17 protein-coding genes are annotated in these 17,210 nt (G+C 66.1%); 4 read left to right on the forward strand and 13 right to left on the reverse strand.

Annotation, left to right across the window (positions count from 1 at the left end):
• Positions 1-86: 86 nt before the first annotated feature.
• From J3R73_RS24365 to J3R73_RS24410, 10 genes are all read right to left on the reverse strand, one after another.
• Positions 87-2,237, reverse strand: coding sequence for a sodium-translocating pyrophosphatase (locus tag J3R73_RS24365; protein ID WP_307433369.1), 2,151 nt, complete (start codon positions 2,235-2,237; stop codon positions 87-89).
• Positions 2,238-2,469: 232 nt separating this feature from the next.
• Positions 2,470-3,459, reverse strand: a complete 990-nt coding sequence (gene thiL, locus J3R73_RS24370; RefSeq protein WP_307433374.1) for a thiamine-phosphate kinase — start codon at positions 3,457-3,459, stop codon at positions 2,470-2,472.
• Positions 3,460-3,507: 48 nt separating this feature from the next.
• Complete coding sequence (gene nusB, locus J3R73_RS24375; protein WP_307433378.1) at positions 3,508-3,969, reverse strand: transcription antitermination factor NusB; 462 nt, start codon at positions 3,967-3,969, stop codon at positions 3,508-3,510.
• Positions 3,966-4,472: a 6,7-dimethyl-8-ribityllumazine synthase gene (locus J3R73_RS24380; protein ID WP_307433381.1), complete on the reverse strand. Its 507-nt coding sequence runs from the start codon at positions 4,470-4,472 to the stop codon at positions 3,966-3,968. Before J3R73_RS24380 ends, nusB begins: the two co-directional genes overlap by 4 nt.
• Before the next feature lie 273 nt (positions 4,473-4,745).
• Positions 4,746-5,360, reverse strand: coding sequence for a riboflavin synthase (locus J3R73_RS24385; protein WP_307433384.1), 615 nt, complete (start codon positions 5,358-5,360; stop codon positions 4,746-4,748).
• Positions 5,361-5,363: 3 nt separating this feature from the next.
• Positions 5,364-6,509: a bifunctional diaminohydroxyphosphoribosylaminopyrimidine deaminase/5-amino-6-(5-phosphoribosylamino)uracil reductase RibD gene (gene ribD / locus J3R73_RS24390; RefSeq protein ID WP_307433388.1), complete on the reverse strand. Its 1,146-nt coding sequence runs from the start codon at positions 6,507-6,509 to the stop codon at positions 5,364-5,366.
• A 110-nt stretch (positions 6,510-6,619) separates the two neighbouring features.
• Positions 6,620-7,111 (reverse strand): transcriptional regulator NrdR, encoded by a 492-nt coding sequence (nrdR, locus tag J3R73_RS24395; protein WP_307433391.1) that lies wholly within the window; start codon positions 7,109-7,111, stop codon positions 6,620-6,622.
• 111 nt (positions 7,112-7,222) lie between these two features.
• Positions 7,223-8,518: a serine hydroxymethyltransferase gene (gene glyA, locus J3R73_RS24400; RefSeq protein ID WP_307433394.1), complete on the reverse strand. Its 1,296-nt coding sequence runs from the start codon at positions 8,516-8,518 to the stop codon at positions 7,223-7,225.
• A 189-nt stretch (positions 8,519-8,707) separates the two neighbouring features.
• A complete protein-coding gene (locus J3R73_RS24405; RefSeq protein ID WP_307433404.1) occupies positions 8,708-9,952 on the reverse strand; it encodes a L,D-transpeptidase family protein in 1,245 nt (414 codons plus the stop codon).
• A gap of 306 nt (positions 9,953-10,258) precedes the next feature.
• Complete coding sequence (locus J3R73_RS24410; protein WP_307433415.1) at positions 10,259-10,657, reverse strand: DUF6163 family protein; 399 nt, start codon at positions 10,655-10,657, stop codon at positions 10,259-10,261.
• 241 nt (positions 10,658-10,898) lie between these two features.
• Between J3R73_RS24410 and hemB the strand changes: the two genes are divergently transcribed.
• Entirely contained in the window at positions 10,899-11,927 is a 1,029-nt protein-coding gene (gene hemB / locus J3R73_RS24415) for a porphobilinogen synthase (RefSeq protein WP_503128791.1), read from the forward strand.
• Between the two features lie 27 nt (positions 11,928-11,954).
• On the opposite strand, the gene J3R73_RS24420 is transcribed toward hemB, so the two are convergent.
• On the reverse strand, positions 11,955-12,254 hold the full coding sequence (locus tag J3R73_RS24420; RefSeq protein ID WP_307433423.1) for an Rdx family protein: 300 nt from the start codon (positions 12,252-12,254) through the stop codon (positions 11,955-11,957).
• 97 nt (positions 12,255-12,351) lie between these two features.
• Between J3R73_RS24420 and J3R73_RS24425 the strand changes: the two genes are divergently transcribed.
• Together J3R73_RS24425 and J3R73_RS24430 are read left to right on the forward strand one after the other, a co-directional pair.
• Complete coding sequence (locus J3R73_RS24425; protein ID WP_307433427.1) at positions 12,352-13,692, forward strand: branched-chain amino acid ABC transporter permease; 1,341 nt, start codon at positions 12,352-12,354, stop codon at positions 13,690-13,692.
• A 194-nt stretch (positions 13,693-13,886) separates the two neighbouring features.
• Complete coding sequence (locus tag J3R73_RS24430; RefSeq protein WP_370879998.1) at positions 13,887-14,642, forward strand: arginyltransferase; 756 nt, start codon at positions 13,887-13,889, stop codon at positions 14,640-14,642.
• Positions 14,643-14,687: 45 nt separating this feature from the next.
• On the opposite strand, the gene J3R73_RS24435 is transcribed toward J3R73_RS24430, so the two are convergent.
• Both J3R73_RS24435 and J3R73_RS24440 read right to left on the reverse strand, forming a co-directional pair.
• The gene (locus tag J3R73_RS24435) at positions 14,688-14,921 is read right to left on the reverse strand and encodes a hypothetical protein (RefSeq protein ID WP_307433433.1); all 234 of its coding nucleotides are present in this window, start codon (positions 14,919-14,921) and stop codon (positions 14,688-14,690) included.
• 129 nt (positions 14,922-15,050) lie between these two features.
• A complete protein-coding gene (locus J3R73_RS24440) occupies positions 15,051-16,064 on the reverse strand; it encodes a LacI family DNA-binding transcriptional regulator (protein ID WP_307433435.1) in 1,014 nt (337 codons plus the stop codon).
• A gap of 185 nt (positions 16,065-16,249) precedes the next feature.
• On the opposite strand from J3R73_RS24440, the gene J3R73_RS24445 reads away from it, so the two are divergent.
• A complete protein-coding gene (locus J3R73_RS24445) occupies positions 16,250-17,191 on the forward strand; it encodes a sugar ABC transporter substrate-binding protein (protein ID WP_307433437.1) in 942 nt (313 codons plus the stop codon).
• Positions 17,192-17,210 lie beyond the last annotated feature (19 nt).

Below are 17,210 nucleotides of genomic sequence, written 5' to 3' on the forward strand. Positions count from 1 at the left end.
GCCTTCGCTCAGGATAGCCGCACCGGCTCATGAAAAAGGAGGGCGCCAAGCCCTCCTTCCTCCTATCCCTTGTCCGCCCGGCATCCTCAATGATGGGCAAGGATCGCCAGCAGCAGCAGCGCCACGATGTTGGTGATCTTGATCGCCGGATTGACGGCGGGGCCAGCCGTATCCTTGTAGGGATCGCCGACGGTATCACCCGTCACCGAGGCCTTGTGCGCCTCCGAGCCCTTCAGGTGCCGCGTTCCGCCGGCATCGACGAAGCCGTCCTCGAACGACTTCTTGGCATTGTCCCAGGCGCCGCCCCCTGCCGTCATCGAGATGGCGACGAAGAGCCCGGTCACGATCACGCCGAGCAGCATGGCGCCGACGGCCGCGAAGGCATCCGACTTGGAACCGGTGATCCACAGGACGAGGAAGTAGATCACGATCGGCGACAGCACCGGCAGGAGCGAGGGTATCAGCATCTCCCGGATCGCGGCCTTGGTCAGCAGGTCGACCGCCTTGCCGTAATCGGGCTTGTCGGTTCCCTTCATGATGCCCGGCTTCTCGCGGAACTGGCGCCGGACTTCCTCCACGATCGCCGACGCCGCCTTGCCGACCGCCGTCATGGCGATGCCGCCGAACAGATAGGGAATGAGGCCGCCGAGCAGCAGGCCGACGACGACATAGGGATTGGCGAGCGAGAAGTTGGGGCTGACCCCGGCGAAATAGGGATATTCCGTCGCATTCGCCGAGAAATAAGTGAGGTCGGAGGTATAGGCCGCGAACAGCACGAGCGCGCCGAGGCCGGCGGAACCGATGGCATAGCCCTTGGTCACCGCCTTGGTGGTGTTGCCGACGGCATCGAGCGCGTCGGTCGAATGGCGCACCTCCTTCGGCAGGCCCGCCATCTCGGCGATGCCGCCGGCATTGTCGGTGACCGGGCCGAAGGCATCGAGGGCGACGACCATGCCCGCCAGGCCGAGCATCGTCGTCACGGCGATGGCCGTGCCGAACAGGCCGGCGAGCGAATAGGTCGCCACGATGCCGGCGACGATGACGATCGTCGGCAGCGCCGTCGCCTCGAGGGAGACCGCCAGGCCCTGGATGACGTTGGTGCCGTGTCCGGAGACCGAGGCCTGCGAGATCGACCGCACCGGGCGATAGCCGATGCCGGTATAATATTCGGTGATCCACACGATCAGCCCGGTTACGATCAGGCCGACCACGCCGCAGGCGAAGAGTTCGACGCCGGTGATGTCGCGGCCGGCGACGGTGCCGAGCGTGCCCCAGCCGATCAGGATATGCGTGGCGATGGCGAGCCCGACGATCGACAGGACGGCCGATGCGATGAAGCCCTTGTAGAGCGCGCCCATGATCGACTGGTTGGCGCCGAGCTTGACGAAGAAGGTGCCGATGATGGAGGTGACGATGCAGGCGGCGCCGATGCCGAGCGGGTAGAGCAGGACATCGCCGAGGATCGGCGTGCCGGCGAACAGGATCTGCGCGAGGACCATGGTGGCGACCACCGTGACCGCATAGGTCTCGAACAGGTCCGCCGCCATGCCCGCGCAATCGCCGACATTGTCGCCGACATTGTCGGCGATGGTGGCGGGGTTGCGTGGGTCATCCTCCGGGATGCCGGCTTCGACCTTGCCGACGAGGTCTCCGCCGACATCGGCGCCCTTGGTGAAGATGCCGCCGCCGAGGCGGGCGAAGATCGAGATCAGCGAAGCGCCGAAGCCGAGCGACACCAGCGAATCGACGATTTCGCGGGCCTGCGCCGGATTGCCGAAGCTCAGGCCCATGGGCCCGGTCAGGATGAAATAATAGACCGACACCCCGAGAAGTGCGAGACCGGCGACCAGCATGCCGGTGACGGCACCGGCCTTGAAGGCGACCTCGAGGCCGGCGCCGAGGGAATTCATCGCGGCCTGGGCGGTGCGGACATTGGCGCGCACCGACATGTTCATGCCGATGAAGCCGGCGGCACCCGAGAGAACGGCACCGATCAGAAAGCCGATGGCGCTCGGTATCGACAGGAAATAGGCGACCAGCAGAAAGATCACGACCCCGACGCCGGCGATCGTCGTATATTGACGACGCAGATAGGCCTGTGCGCCTTCGCGGATATAGCCGGCGATTTCCTGCATGCGGGCATTGCCCGCCGGCTGTGCCATCACCGACTGGAAGGCCCAGACCCCGTAAACGAGGGAAAGCGCCCCGCACGCAATAATAACCCACAATGAAAGCATGGACGTTTTTTTCCCTTGTCTTTCCATTTGCACGAGCCTGTACCGCCCGATTCCTCAACGGAATTCGGGGGGTGCTCATGCGGCGACTCCTCCACCGGACGCCGCAAGATGTCCGGTTGCCCCGATGCTGCCAAAATCGGCGAGGCGGCGCAACCACGGCGCGCGATCGATGCAAGTTCTTTGAAAGACGGGCGATTTCCGCCGCGGCCGGAGTCGGGGCCGGGCTCCGGCGTCAGAAGTGGCTGAAGCTGCCGCGCGCAAAGCGCGTGTCGGCGCCGCCGGGCGCGATGAAGCGCGGCGGCCCGGCTTCCTCCGTCACGACGCCGACGCGGGTGACGTCGATGCGCGCCGCCTTCGCCGCCCCGACGAAGGCTTCCTCGCCGGAAGGCGGCACGGTGCACAGGATCTCGTAGTCGTCCCCGCCGGTCAGCGCCGTCTCGAAACAGGCGGCGTCGCCCGCCACGGCCCGGCGGGCCGCTGCCGAGAGCGGCACCTGCGACAGATCGATGGTCGCCGAGACGCCCGAAGCCCGCAGCAGCTTGGCGAGGTCCCCGACGAAACCGTCCGAGACGTCCATGGTGGCGGAGGCATGGGCGAGCAGCGCAGGGGCCAGCGCCACACGCGGTTCCGGCAGCAGATAGCGCCCGGTGAGAAAGGCTCGATCCTCCGGCCCGAGCCGGTCCGCAAAGGCGTCCCGGCCCGTCCGCGTCAGCAGCCCCAGCGCGCCGTCGCCGATCGTGCCGGAGACATAGACGGCGTCGCCGGCCCTCGCGCCGTCGCGGCGGGGTATGTCGGCAGCCGGCACCAGCCCGAAGGCGGTGACGGCGATAGTCAGCGGGCCGGGCGTCCTCACGGTATCGCCGCCGAGCAGGGAAAACGAGAACGCCGCCGCATCCCGGGCCAGGCCTTCGGCGAAGAGGGCGAGCCATTCGTCGGTCCACCCCGCCGGCAACGCCAGGCTGAGGGTGAAGGCATGGGGCCGCGCACCCTTGGCGGCGAGGTCGGAAAGGTTGACGCGCAGCGATTTGCGCGCGACGAGGTCGGCGGCGTCGTCGGCCAGGAAATGCACGCCGGCGACCAGCATGTCGGCCGTCACCACCAGATGGCGGCCGGCGGGCACGCTGAGGACCGCAGCATCGTCCGTCAGCCCCCGCGCACCCGCGAGTGTTGCGAGCGGCGCGAAGAAGCGGCTGATCAACTGGTCTTCGGTGAGCCGCGTCATGGTCCGTTCCTGGAACCGGGGCGCCGGCCCGCGGACCGGCGCGTCCGGCTACGACGCCCGCAGATGGTCGCCGCGCTCGGCCCTGGCGATCTTGTCGAGGACGGCATTGACCATGCCCGCCTCCTCGCGTTCGAGGAAGGCGTGGGCGACGTCGACATATTCGGAGATCGTCACCTTGGGCGGAATGTCATGGCGGGCGGTCAGCTCATAGACGCCGGCACGCATGATGGCGCGCATGATGGCATCGACCCGCTTCAGCGGCCAACCGTCGGCGAGCGCCCGATCGACCTTCGGATCGATGCTGCGCTGCTCGCGCACCACCCCACCGACGATGTCGCGGAAGAAGGCCGCCTCGGCCGGCGTATATTCGACGCCCTCGATCTCCTGGCCGATCCAGTAGCCCTCGAACTCCGCAAGCACGTCGACGACGCCCGTCCCCGTCAGGTCCATCTGGTAGAGCGCCTGCACCGCCGCAAGGCGGGCCGCCGAACGTTTCTGGGCCCGTGTCATTCCCCTGCCCCGTACAAGCGGCGTTTGAGCCCCACCATATGGAGGGCGGCATCGGCGGCGCCTCCGCCCTTGTTCATGTCGGAGATGCTGGCGCGCGCATGGGCCTGGGCGTCGTTCTCCACCGTGAGGATGCCGTTGCCGAGAGGCAGCGCACGCTGGACCGAGAGATCCATGAGCGCGCGCGCGCTTTCCCCGGCAACGATGTCGTAATGGGTAGTCTCGCCGCGCACGACGCAGCCCAGCGCCACCGCACCGTCATAGGCCCGCCCGCGCAAGGCCGCCGCATCCAGCGCCATCACGATCGCGGCAGGTATTTCGAGCGCGCCGGGAACGGTGATCACGTCGAAGCTCGCGCCGGCCGCCTTGATCGCACCGGTCGCGCCGGTGAGGAGGTCATCGGCGATTTCGTCATAATAGCGCGCCTCCACGATGAGAATATGGGGCGGAAGCGGACCGCCGAAACGGGTGTCGGCGCTTTCGTTAGAACGGCGCGGGCCGGCCATGGGACATCTCTTGGTGAAACAGGGCGGCAACCCGGTCGGGTCATGCCGCGGAACATTGCCATTGGCGGTTCACTAGAGCAAAACGCGTTTCGGCGGAACGCCTTTTTGCTCCAGCTCTTGTTTCGACGCCTCGTTGCGTTTCCCGCCAATTCGGTCAAACCGCAGAACGCGCCCGAGCATCCTCCAAAAAAGCCGATCGGCTTTTCGATCAGGAAAATTCGTCAAAACAACGGGTTAGAGAAAAATTGCGAGTCGGTGCAATCGACGCCTGCTCTAGCGCCCGGCGGCGACATCCGCAAGCCGTGCGGCATAGCGCGCCATGGTATCGATCTCGATATTGACGGCGTCGCCGACCTTGGCCCGGCCCCAGGTGGTGACGGCAAGCGTATGCGGGATCATCATGACGCTGAATTCGTCGCCCTCGACGTGATTGACGGTCAGGGACGTGCCGTCCAGCGCCACCGAGCCCTTCTGCGCGATGAATTTCGACAGGTCCTTCGGCGCGCGGAAGACGAAATGCGCGGTTCCGTCCTGGTCGCGCCGGGAGACGATCTCGGCGACGCCGTCGACATGGCCCGAGACGATGTGCCCCCCGAGTTCGTCGCCGATGCGCAGCGCCCGTTCGAGATTGACCTTGTCGCCGACCTTCCAGCCCGACATCGTCGTGCGCTCGATCGTCTCGGACGAGGCGTCGATGGTGAAGACGGTGTCGGCATTGCCGCGGGCGGCGAGCGTCGTCACGGTGAGGCAGATGCCGGCATTGGCGATCGAGGCGCCGATGGGGATCGAATCGAGGGGATAGCCGCAGGCGATGGCGATCCTCTTGGCCGAGCCGTGATCCTCGAGCGAAACGATCTCGCCGACATCGGTGACGATTCCGGTGAACATGCATCAACTCCTGCGCTGAACGGTCATGATATCATGGCCCGCCATTTTCGCGGCCATGTTGGGCAATTGCCTGTCGAGGATCGCCAGCAATTCGGGCGTGAGCGCCGCAAGGCCCTCGCCGATCGGAGCGGGCGAGCAGAACTGCACGAATTCCTCGACGAGATCGGCCTCGATCAGTGACGCCGCGAGCCGGGGCCCGGCCTCGACCAGCAGGCGCGTGATGCCGCGCGTGCCGAGGAGGCGCAGCGCCTCGCCGAGGTCCAGCGAGGGGCGGCCGGAGACCGCATCGGGGCCGACGCGCATGACCTCGACGCCCGCATCGGTCAGGATCCTCTCGGCAGCCGCCGGCGCGTCGCTGCGGGCGATCACCCAGAGGGGCACGTCGCGGGCGCCGCGCACCAGCTTGGAGGCGGGCGGCAGGCGCAGGTTCGAATCGAAGACGATGCGAATCGGCGAGCGCTCCTCGAGGCCGGGCAGCCGCACCGTCAGCCGCGGATCGTCGGCCAGGACCGTGCCGACGCCGACGGCGATGGCGTCGCTCTGCGCCCGCATCATATGGACGCGTGCGCTCGCCTCGGGCCCGGTGATCCTCACCGGCGCCCCGCCCGGCCCCGCCAGCTTGCCGTCGGCGGAGACGGCGATCTTCACCGTCACGGCCGGCCGGCCGAAGACCACGCGGGTGATGTGGCCGACATGGGCCTGGTAGGCCTCGTCCGCGAGCACGCCTTCGGTGACGTCGAGCCCGTAGCGGACCAGCATGTCGAAGCCCCGGCCGCCGACGCGCGGATCGGGGTCCCGCAAGGCGCCGACGATCCGGGCGACGCCCGCCCGGGCCAGCGCGTCGGCGCAGGGGCCGGTGCGGCCGTAATGCGAGCAGGGCTCCAGCGTCACATAGGCCGTGGCGCCCTTCGCCAGCGGTCCCGCCTCGGCGAGGGCCTGCGTCTCCGCATGGGGGCGGCCGCCCGGCTGGGTCCAGCCGCGGCCGACCACGACGTCATGCCCGCCCTCGCGGCGGACGATCACGCACCCCACCGCCGGATTGGGCCAGGTATTGCCCAGGCCGCGGCGTCCCAGCGCCAGCGCCGCGCGCATGAAGCGCTCATCGCGCCGAAGATCGTCGATGGCGACGGGGGGAGAAGCGGGGGTCACGGCGGGTTCGAAAGTCCGGTCAGGAGGCGGGCTCGGCAGCAAATAGTCACCGGGCGCGAAAAGAAAAGAGCGTTTATCGGGAACGATCGATGCAGTCCCCGCATGGCCTCTCAATCCTGGGCGTCGCCCCGCCCCTCCGGCCGGCCCTCATCTTCCGTGGAAAGTTCACCGAGGAAGGCCTCGAAATCCTTGGCTTCCCGGAAATTCCGGTACACCGAGGCGAAGCGGACATAGGCGACGTCGTCCAGGGCCTTGAGGCCCTTCATGGCGATGCGCCCGATCTCCTCGGAGGTGATCTCGCTTTCGCCGAGGCTCTCGATCTGGCGGACCAGCCCGTTGACGAGCCTCTCGATACGCTCCTCGCTCACCGGACGTTTGCGAAGAGCCACCTCGATCGAGCGGGACAACTTGTCGCGGTCGAAGCTGACCTTCCGCCCCGAACGTTTCACCACGGTCAGCTCGCGCAGCTGCACGCGCTCGAACGTGGTGAAGCGGCCGCCGCAGTCGGAGCAGACGCGGCGGCGGCGGATCGAGGTTCCGTCATCGGTCGGGCGGCTGTCCTTCACCTGGGTATCGAAGCCGCCGCAATAGGGGCATTTCATGCCGTATATCCGTTCGAAATTCCCGCAGCGCGGACATCCAGTCCGCATCTGCGTCCTGCCGGCGTCGCGTTACGGGAGGCGGACAGGATGTCCGCGCTCCTCGATACGCCCTCAGTAGATCGGGAAGCGCGCCGTCAGCCGGTTGACACGCGTCCGCACGTCCTGCTCGACCGCCCCGTTGTTCTCCGCCCCGTTCTTCGCCAAGCCTTCCAGCGCCTCGGTGATGAGGTCGCCGACTTCCTCGAATTCCTTGGCGGCGAAGCCGCGCGAGGTCGCCGCCGGCGTTCCCAGGCGGACGCCGGAGGTCACCGTCGGCTTTTGCGGATCATAGGGGATGCCGTTCTTGTTGCAGGTGATGTGGGCGCGTTCCAGCGCCTTCTCGGCCAGGTTGCCGGTGATGTTCTTCGGACGAAGATCGACCAGCATCAAATGGTTGTCGGTCCCGCCGGTGACGATGTCGAAGCCGTTGGCCTTGAGATTGGCGGCGAGAGCCGCGGCATTGTCGACCACCTGGCGGGCATAGGTCTTGAATTCCGGCCGCAGCGCCTCGCCGAACGCCACCGCCTTGGCGGCGATGACATGCATCAGCGGTCCGCCCTGCAGGCCCGGAAACACCGCCGAATTGATCTTCTTGGCGATGTCCTCGTCATTGGTGAGGATGATGCCGCCGCGGGGGCCGCGCAGGGTCTTGTGGGTGGTGGAGGTCGCGACATGGGCATGCGGGAAGGGCGAGGGATGCGCGTCGCCGGCGACCAGCCCGGCGAAATGCGCCATGTCGACGACGAAATAGGCGCCAACGGCATCGGCGATCGCCCGGAAGCGCGGGAAATCCCAGTGGCGGGCATAGCCGGAACCGCCGGCGATGATCAGCTTCGGCTTGTGCTCATGGGCCAGACGCTCGACTTCGTCCATGTCGACGCGCTGGTCCTCCGGGCGCACATTGTAGGGCACCACGTTGAACCAGCGGCCGGACATGTTGACGGAGGAGCCGTGGGTGAGATGGCCGCCTGCGTTCAGGTTGAGGCCCATGAAGGTGTCGCCGGGCTTCATCAGCGCCAGGAACACGCCCTGGTTGGCCTGGCTGCCGGAGTTGGGCTGGACATTGGCGAATTTGCAGCCGAACAGCCGCGTCACCCGCTCGATGGCGAGGTTCTCGGCCATGTCGACGAACTCGCAGCCGCCATAATAGCGCCGGCCCGGATAGCCCTCGGCATATTTGTTGGTCATGATCGACCCCTGCGCCTCGAGGACGGCCCGGGAGACGATGTTCTCGGATGCGATCAGTTCGATATGGTCGCGCAGCCGGCCGAGCTCCAGATCGATGGTGCGCGCCAGTTCCGGATCGGCAGCATGCAGATCAGCGGCAAAGAAACTGTTCGACAGGGTAGAGGAGCGAGCGTCATTCATCAGGAACGGGCCTTGTCTGGAAAGATGCAGAGGATCTAGAGCAACGGCGGCATGATTTCATGTCTGCAAACGACCGGCAGGTGATCGCAGACCCCAGAGCCGATAGCCTATTTTGCAGCAAAAATGAAACGGCGCCGCAAATGAATTTGCAGCGCCGCCATGACTGTGAAGGGGAGTCGGGAGGAGGCGTCAGCCCTGCTCGTCCTGCTGGACGACGGCGAGCGAGGCATAGCCGTCCTTGTTGTAGACGTCGTCGCGGAACTGGATGATCCCTTCCGGGGTCGCCCAGGCGGTGACATAGGTCCAGAACACCGGCACCTTCTGCACCGGCGACGCGGTGAGGCGGGCACCGGAGCGGATCACCTCATCGATATGGTCGCGGCTATATTCGGTGCCCTGGAGGATCCAGGCGCAAAGTTCACGCACATCCTGCACGCGGGCGCAGCCGGAGGAATCGAAGCGGTACTCCGAGCCGAACACCGACTTGTAGGGCGTATCATGCATGTACACGCCGTATTTGTTGGCGATGTTGATGCGGACCTGGCCGAGCGAATTGCCGAAGCCCGGGTCCTGCGTGAAGCGCATGCGGGTGGCTTCGTCGGTGTTCCAGTTGATCTGCTCGGCCTGGATCTCCTGCCCCTGCGGATTATAGATGCGGATATGATGGTCGGCCAGATAGCTCGGCTCCTTCTGCATCATCGGGATCAGGTCCTTCTTGATGATGGAGAGAGGCACGGTCCAGAACGGGTTGAAATTGACGTTCTGCACTTCCGTCGACATCACCGGCGACGGCCGGTCCGGCTTGCCGATCACCGTGTTGTGGCGCTGTTCGACCACGCCGTTGTTGACGGCCTCCAGCTCGGTCGCCGGAATGTTCATCATGATGTAGCGACTGCCGAGACTGCTCATGCTGCGCAGGCGCACGAGGTTGATCTGCAGCTGGTTGACCCGCACGTCGATCGGGATGGCGAGAGCCGCGCGCGAGGTGTCGCCGACGACGCCGCTGGCGAGGATGCCGTGGCGCGACTGGAAGCGCTTCACCGCGCCGTCGAGATAGGAATCGAAGACGTTGGAATCGGCCAGGGACGGCGCGAGGTCGCCGGAGACCACCAGCCGGCGGCGCAGCGAGACGACGTCGTCATTGCGGTCGCCGAGCTGGAGACGCCCCTTGCCGGTCACCTGCGGCCAGCCGCCCTGGCCGGCCAGCTCGGTGTATTTCTGCAGGGCATTCTGCGTCGCCTGCAGCGTATAGGGGGAGAAGGTGGGAGAGGAGGACGTGGCGGCGGCGATCGGGCTCGCCACCGAATCGTAGCGTTCCTTCATCTCCATCTGGCCGAGGCCGAACTCATCCGCAAGGGAAGGACGCGCCAGAGCCGATGTCGCGGCACCGGCGGCCAGGGTAGCCAGGAAGTCGCGGCGAGAAAAACGGGACATATCAATCCAATCCTGTCGTCAAACTAGGTTCCCCCACGCGCCGACCGTGTCGAGCTGCGGCCGGAGACCATCAATTGGCCCGGACGTAACATCGAATCGGTAAACGAACCGCGATTGGAGTCGAACTCTAAGCTGAAGGCGCAAAGGGCAACAATGAAACCTGCATTGTCCGTTAGCGGCAGAAAGAGGCAAAACCGGGACAAATGAGGCAAACCGGGCCGCGCATCACCGGCATGTGAGCAGCAAATCGATGCGTGTGATAAATATGCAACACGTCATAGACGAAGGGCGAGACGGGGGGCTGCGCTATTTTACGCGGGCCGCCAGATAGGCCAGCGCCACATAGACGAAGATCAGCACGGTGATCGTCGCCATCAAGGCATATTGCCGTCCGAAGATCTCCGGCTTGAAGACCAGGATGGCGAAGTGGGCGCCCGCCGCGATCAGCCAGATGACCCCGCCCCAGGCCGATGCCATCCACAGGCCGACGGCCGCGACGAGATCGAACACGGCGAAGAAGATGACGGCGCTCTGCGTCAGCACCGGCAATTCGAGGAAGCGCGCGGGATCGGCATGGCCGATGCCGAGAATGAGGCACCAATGGATGATGCCCTTGGCGAGCCAGATCACGCCGACGCCGCGCATGAACCACAGGAGATAGATTCCATAGGGCTGGCCCTCACGATCGATCTCGATGTCGCTCATGCCCTGCCCGTTCCTCTCGCTCGCGGGTCCCCGCCCGCGGGAGCCCGTGGCCTTTTACCCGCCGATCGCCGCAAGGGCAAAGATTCTCGATCGGGTCCCCTCGCCCGCCGCCGTTCTCCCCTGTCCGACCCATGCGCGGCGGGCCGCACGGGTGTGACACCGGGGCATGTTCGCGGCCGGACGGATGTGATAAGACGCCGCCTCACCCGATGCCGCCGAGATCGCCATGTCCGTCACGCCCATGCCCGTCCCTCCCCTCAGATCGTCTCCCAAGCCGGAACGGCTGTCGCTGGTCGAGCGGCCGCGGCGCAACCGCAAGAGCGAATGGGCGCGCCGTCTGGTCACGGAGAACGTCCTCACGGCCGGCGACCTGATCTGGCCGATCTTCGTGCGCGACGGCGTCGGCGAGAGGACGCCGATCGCCGCCATGCCGGGCGTCGACCGCGTCTCCGTCGACGTCGCCGTCGAGGAGGTCGCCCGTGCCGCCTCGCTCGGCATCCCCGCGGTCGCCATCTTTCCCTACACCGATCCGGCCTTGCGCGATCCGACCGGAAGCGAGGCGCTCAACGCCCAGAACCTGACCTGCCGTGCCTGCCGGGCGATCAAGGAGAAGGTGCCGGAGGTCGGGCTGATGACGGATGTCGCGCTCGATCCCTATACGTCGCACGGCCATGACGGGCTGCTCGAGGGCGGCAGGATCCTGAACGACGAGACCGTCGGCCTCCTGGTGCGCCAGGCGCTCGTGCAGGCCGATGCCGGCGCCGACATCATCGCGCCCTCCGACATGATGGACGGCCGCGTCGGCGCGATCCGCGAGGCGCTGGATGCCGCCGGCCATCTCGACGTGCAGATCATGGCCTATTCGGCCAAATATGCTTCGGCCTTCTACGGACCCTTCCGCGAGGCCGTGGGCTCCTCCGGCACGCTGACGGGCGACAAGCGCACCTACCAGATGGACTATGCCAATTCGGACGAGGCTATCTACGAAGCCGAGCTCGACCTCGCCCAGGGCGCCGACATGATCATGGTCAAGCCCGGCCTGCCCTATATCGACATCGTCGCCCGCCTCAAGAACCAGTTCGGCCGCCCGACCTTCGCCTATCAGGTGTCCGGCGAATATTCGATGATCATGGCGGCGGCGCTGAACGGCTGGATCGACGGCGAGAAGGCGATGGTCGAAAGCCTGATGGCCTTCAAGCGCGCCGGCGCGGACGGCATCCTGACCTATTTCGCGCCGCGCATGGCGGAACGGCTCCGCCGGGAAAGATAGGCCGTCGCCCTTTCCCGCGCCGCCGCCTCACCGATCGATATGGCCGAGGTTCCGGCCGGGATCGAGCCTGTCGCGCACCAGCTGCTTGAGGGTCTTCACGTCCGGGAATCCGCCGTCGCGCTTGCGCTCCCAGATTTCCTCGCCGTCATACTCGATCCGGAAGGCACCGCCCGTCGCCGGAACCAGCGTGACGGAACCGATATCCTCGGCAAAGGTGGACAGCAATTCCTGCGCCATCCACGCCGCGCGCAGCAGCCACTGGCATTGACGGCAATAGACGATGGTGATGCGGGGCGGGGCTGCCCCTTCGGGTCCGGCTTGCGGCATGGTTGTTCCGAGATTCGCGGGTTGTAGCTCTTGCGTGTCGTCCGGGGAAAGTGCATCGAACGAGTGTCGCTCTGCACACTGCGCCATAGAAGCTGCCTTGATTCAACGCATCGCCGTTCTGCTCCTCCTGGCCCTCGGCCTCGCCGGCTGCGGCGATGCGCTCGATCCGGACCAGGTTCGGGCGTGCCGGCAGACCTTGCCCGCCGTCAGCCTCGACGCCACCAGCATCACGGTCACGCACGTCGCGCCTGCCGGTCCGCCCGGCATGATCCGCATCGACTATCGCACCATCGAGGCAGGACGGGAACACCACCATCTCGTCATCTGCGGCTTCGGCCCGAGTCCCGAGGACAGGGACGGCACCGAATTGAACCGTCTCTCGACGGAGGATCGCGCCTATTCGCCGATCGGCCTGCATATCCTCAAACGGTATTGGCTGGACCGGCACGAGGATTCCTCCCTCGCCGATCCCGGCCCGGGCGACACGCAGGCCGACGTCCCGGAAATCGCCTCCTCCCTCGCCTATTTCATGCAGTCCTTCTGCAACGGCGTGCCGAACACGGCGATAACCATGCTCATCGCCGTCGCCTATGCGCTGATCTACGGGCTCGTCGGCCGGATCAACTTCACCTTCGGCGATTTTGCCGCGCTCGGCAGCTTCGCCACCGTCTCCGTCCTGTTGTTCGCGGCTGCGACGTCGCCGACGGCATCGGTCCTGGTCGTCCTCGTCGGTCTCTGCCTCGCCATCGGCCTCGCCGTCTTCTGGGGCAACGTGGTCGAGCGCCTCGTCTTCGCGCCGCTCGCCTTCCGGCGGGGACAATCCGTCCTCATCGCCACCGTCGCGGTCTCGCTGATCATGCAGGAGGTGATGCGCATGGCGACGAGATCCAGGAACCCCTGGGCCCATCCCCTTCTCAACGATCCCATCCCCCTCGCCCGCGCCGGCGAATTCATCGTCGACGTCACGCCGATGCAGATCCTCATCGGCGCGATGGTGCCGGTGCTGTCCCTGACGGTGGTCGGCCTGATGCGTCGCAGCGATTTCGGCCGGCGCTGGCGGGCGACCGCCGACGATCCCGTGATGGCCAATCTCATGGGCATTTCGAGCCGGGCCATGCTGGCGCAGACATTCGCCCTCGCCACGGCCCTGGCCGGCCTCGGCGGCTTCATCATGACGGTGTATTACGGCGGAGCGGATTATTCGATCGGCACCATGCTCGGCCTCAAGGGCCTGGTCGCGGCCGTGGTCGGCGGGATCGGCTCGATCGAGGGCGCGCTTCTCGGCGGCTTCGCCCTCGGCCTTTTCGAAGTGGCCTGGTCCGCCTATCTGCCGATCGACTATCGTGACATCGCCGTCATGATTCTGCTGGTGGCGACGCTGGTTTTCCGGCCGGGAGGGCTGCTCGGCCTCGCCGAAGCGCGTCCGAGGCAGGTTTGAGCCGCAACGCACAGGATTTGCAACAGGACAGCCGAGGCCGGCGGCGCGGGGGAATCGGCGGGATGCTCGTTCTTTCTTGATCGATATCAATTTATTGAACGCGCATCTTCAACAAGTGTTCAGCCTCGCCGTCTAGAGTGCGCCACTAGCCTCACGCCGATCCCGGTGATAGATTTACATGATGCGCAAGGAGAATGGCGTTGAGCATAGAAATACGCGATTCACCGCAGTTCTATCTGACGGCGCCCTCGCCGTGCCCTTATCTGCAAGGCAAGCAGGAGCGCAAGGTTTTCACGCACCTGATCGGCGAACGGGCGACGCGCCTCAATGACGTGCTGAGCCATGGCGGCTTCCGCCGCTCGCAGACCATCGCCTATCGCCCCGCCTGCGAAAGCTGCAAGGCGTGCGTCTCGGTGCGCGTGCCGGTCGCCGATTTCGTCTGGAACAAGTCCTTCCGCCGCACTCTTCGCGCCAATCAGGATGTGATCTCCGACATGCGGGCGGCAACGCCGACGTCGGAGCAATATTCGACCTTCCGCGCCTATCTCGACGAGCGCCACGCCGATGGCGGCATGGCCGACATGACGGTGCTCGACTATGCGATGATGGTCGAGGACAGCCACGTCAACACCAAGCTCGTCGAATACCGTCTCCGGGGCGACAACCTGCCGCTCAACCGCCATGGCGAGGGACCGCTGATCGGCGTGTCGCTCACCGACGTCCTCGCCGACGGCCTTTCGATGGTCTATTCGTTCTATGAACCGGAAATGACCGATCGCAGCATCGGCACCCTGATGATCCTCGACCATATCCACCGGACGCAGGAACTCGGCCTGCCCTATCTCTATCTCGGCTATTGGGTCGAAGGCTCGCGCAAGATGGCCTATAAGGGCCGCTTCCTGCCGCAGGAGCGCCTCGGCCCCAATGGCTGGGACCGAGTGGAGAAATGAGAGTGTCCGGCGCCCGCCTCGGGCGACTTCGAAAGCGGTCAGCCTTCAGAAGTTGAAGAACTTCTCGCGCAGCGCGTCTTCATAGTCCTTCTTGGCCGCCAGGACCTTGCCACGGATTTCGTCTTCGCGGAAATGGGCCTGTTCCCATTCGTCGACCTCGGCCACCGAATGATTGACGGAGGCCAGCGCCTCTTCCTGCCGGATGGCGGCGATCCATTCCTCGACGGCGGCCTTGTAGGCAGCCTGCAGTTGATCGAGTTCCAACGTATTGTCTTCCATGATGCACCCCCCAATGAGCGCCTCTATAGGGGGGCATCATGAAGGTAAGACGACGGCTGCGGGAGGTTCACCAGCCTCCCCTCGGCCGCGCCGTTCCGGCTGTCCGCCGATCGTCCCGGGCGCAGCGCATCATTGCCCGGTGACGGGCGCGCAGCTCTCCCCCAGCACCATGGCCGGCTGGAAAACGACGTTGCGCGGCGGCGAATCCGCGCCCCGGCTGATGCGGTCGATGAGGAGGCGGAGCGCCTCGTTGGTCATCTCGGCGACGGGGTGCTCCGTCCGGGTCAGCCGCGGGCGCAGCCCGCCGATGCCCGGAATGGTATCGGTGGACGCGATCGAGATGTCTTCCGGGCAGCGCAGGCCGAGATCGGCGACGGCCCGCATCACACCGAGCGCCATGACGCCGTTGGCGACATAGAGCGCGCTGGGACGGTCCGGCCGATCGAGGAGCTCGCGCGAGACTGAATAGGCGACGTCCTCGCGGAACTCGCCGGCGCGGATGTGGCCCGGCTGGGGAGCGAGGCCCCTCTCCTGCATCGCCTGGAGCATGCCCTCCAGACGGCCGCGCCCCGTCGTCAGATGCATCATGCCGGTGATCGTGCCGATCCGCCGGTGCCCGAGATCGAGGAGATAGTTCGTCACCTGCCGGGCCGCCGAGACGTTGTCGATCGTCACGGTGTCGGAGCGGCTGTCGTCGACGATGCGCCCGAACAGCACCATCGGCATCGGGCTGCCGTCGAAGTCGCGCTGGTCATGCGTCAGCGATTCGCCGACGGGCACCAGCACGACGCCGTCGCAGGAGAGCGTCCTTATGCGGGCCAGGATGCGCTTCTCGTTGTCGGGCTTCTCGTCGCTGTTGAAGACGACGAGGGAGTAGCCCCAGGCCGCGACCGCGGCTTCCGCCGCGCAGACGATGCGGGCGAAGAACGGATTGGCGAGGTCGGCCACCACGATGGCGATCAGCTGGCTTCGCCCGCGCTTGAGGTTGCGCGCCGCCAGCATGGGGGCATAGTTCAGCCGGGCGACCGCCGCCTGGACGCGCGCCCGCAGCTCCGGGCTGACATAGGCACTGTCATTGATGACGGCCGAGACCGTCGCCGTCGATACGCCTGCCGCTTGCGCGACGTCTCTGATGGTTGCCACCGAACACCCAGCTAATCGTTTCGTCAAATCTGGGTGACCATGACCGGCAAGTCCAGAAGAAACTGGCGCATAATCGCACTTTTTTCTTGCCTCTTCCGTCCCGATCGTCAAATCTGACGAAACGATTAGCTGACGTTCGCCAGGCAAATGCGCGCCAGAACGCGATCGCACGGGGAGAGGAAAAAATGAGAAACTGGACGATGGGACTTGCGGCTGCCGGCCTCGCGCTCGCAGCGGGCGCCGCTCAGGCGGATGAGAAGCTGCTGGGCATCGTGTCGATCGCGGCGACCGAGGCCAACAATGTCCGCTACATCGCCGGCGCCACCGCCGCGGCCAAGGAAGACGGCTGGACGGTTTCGGTGATCGACGCCGCCGGCAGCGCCGACCAGGCCAATTCGGCGATCCAGAACTTCGCCGAGCGCGGCGCCGGTGCCGTGATCGACATGGTGTTCCCCTATTCCTCGATCGGCGCCGGCCTCGCCGCGGCGAAGGGCGCCAACATCCCGGTCGTCACCTGGGGCGGCGGCCTCGGCGGCACCGTCGCCGCCACCAACGGCTCGGGCGCCGCGATCGCCGAGCCCGTGCTGAAGAAGATGCTGGCCGATTTCGGCGACAAGGGCAGCCTGCTCGCCCTCACCTACCGGACCGGCGAAGTCTGCCGCAACCGCGAAGTGCTGATGGACCAGATCCTGGCGAAGAGCCCCGGCATCACCGTCACCAAGAACGAGGTCCGCATTCCCGGCTATTTCGAGGACGGGGCGCAATATGCCAATGCGTGGCTGGCCTCCCATCCGGGCGGCGACGAGAAGCTCGCCATCTGGGGCTGCTGGGACGACCCGGCGATCGGCGCCATCGGGGCGCTGCGCCAGCAGGGCCGCGACGACGTCAAGGTCTATGGCGTGAACGGCAATGCGCAGGCGATCGAGAACATCCAGAACGGCCATATGACGGCGACCGCCTGGGAAGACAGCTACACCGAAGGCTACAAGATGGTTAAGCTGCTCAAGGACATCAAAGCCGCCGGCGCCGGCTGGACGCCGAAGGCCGTCGAGGTCCCGGCCGTGCTCGTCACGCAGGACACCGTCGCCCAGTTCGTCAAGGACCATCCGGACGCCACCGGCCAATAGGCGGATCAGGCCCAGTTTC

This window comes from Labrys monachus (assembly GCF_030814655.1).
Lineage (GTDB): Bacteria > Pseudomonadota > Alphaproteobacteria > Rhizobiales > Labraceae > Labrys > Labrys monacha.

Coding starts and splice junctions, on each gene's coding strand:
- J3R73_RS24365 (WP_307433369.1), bottom strand. CDS start 2,237: ATGCTTTCATTGTGGGTTATTATTGCGTGCGGGGCGCTTTCCCTCGTT.
- thiL (WP_307433374.1), bottom strand. CDS start 3,459: ATGACGCGGCTCACCGAAGACCAGTTGATCAGCCGCTTCTTCGCGCCG.
- nusB (WP_307433378.1), bottom strand. CDS start 3,969: ATGACACGGGCCCAGAAACGTTCGGCGGCCCGCCTTGCGGCGGTGCAG.
- J3R73_RS24380 (WP_307433381.1), bottom strand. CDS start 4,472: ATGGCCGGCCCGCGCCGTTCTAACGAAAGCGCCGACACCCGTTTCGGC.
- J3R73_RS24385 (WP_307433384.1), bottom strand. CDS start 5,360: ATGTTCACCGGAATCGTCACCGATGTCGGCGAGATCGTTTCGCTCGAG.
- nrdR (WP_307433391.1), bottom strand. CDS start 7,111: ATGAAATGCCCCTATTGCGGCGGCTTCGATACCCAGGTGAAGGACAGC.
- glyA (WP_307433394.1), bottom strand. CDS start 8,518: ATGAATGACGCTCGCTCCTCTACCCTGTCGAACAGTTTCTTTGCCGCT.
- J3R73_RS24405 (WP_307433404.1), bottom strand. CDS start 9,952: ATGTCCCGTTTTTCTCGCCGCGACTTCCTGGCTACCCTGGCCGCCGGT.
- J3R73_RS24410 (WP_307433415.1), bottom strand. CDS start 10,657: ATGAGCGACATCGAGATCGATCGTGAGGGCCAGCCCTATGGAATCTAT.
- hemB (WP_503128791.1), top strand. CDS start 10,899: ATGCCCGTCCCTCCCCTCAGATCGTCTCCCAAGCCGGAACGGCTGTCG.
- J3R73_RS24420 (WP_307433423.1), bottom strand. CDS start 12,254: ATGCCGCAAGCCGGACCCGAAGGGGCAGCCCCGCCCCGCATCACCATC.
- J3R73_RS24430 (WP_370879998.1), top strand. CDS start 13,887: ATGGCGTTGAGCATAGAAATACGCGATTCACCGCAGTTCTATCTGACG.
- J3R73_RS24435 (WP_307433433.1), bottom strand. CDS start 14,921: ATGGAAGACAATACGTTGGAACTCGATCAACTGCAGGCTGCCTACAAG.
- J3R73_RS24445 (WP_307433437.1), top strand. CDS start 16,250: ATGAGAAACTGGACGATGGGACTTGCGGCTGCCGGCCTCGCGCTCGCA.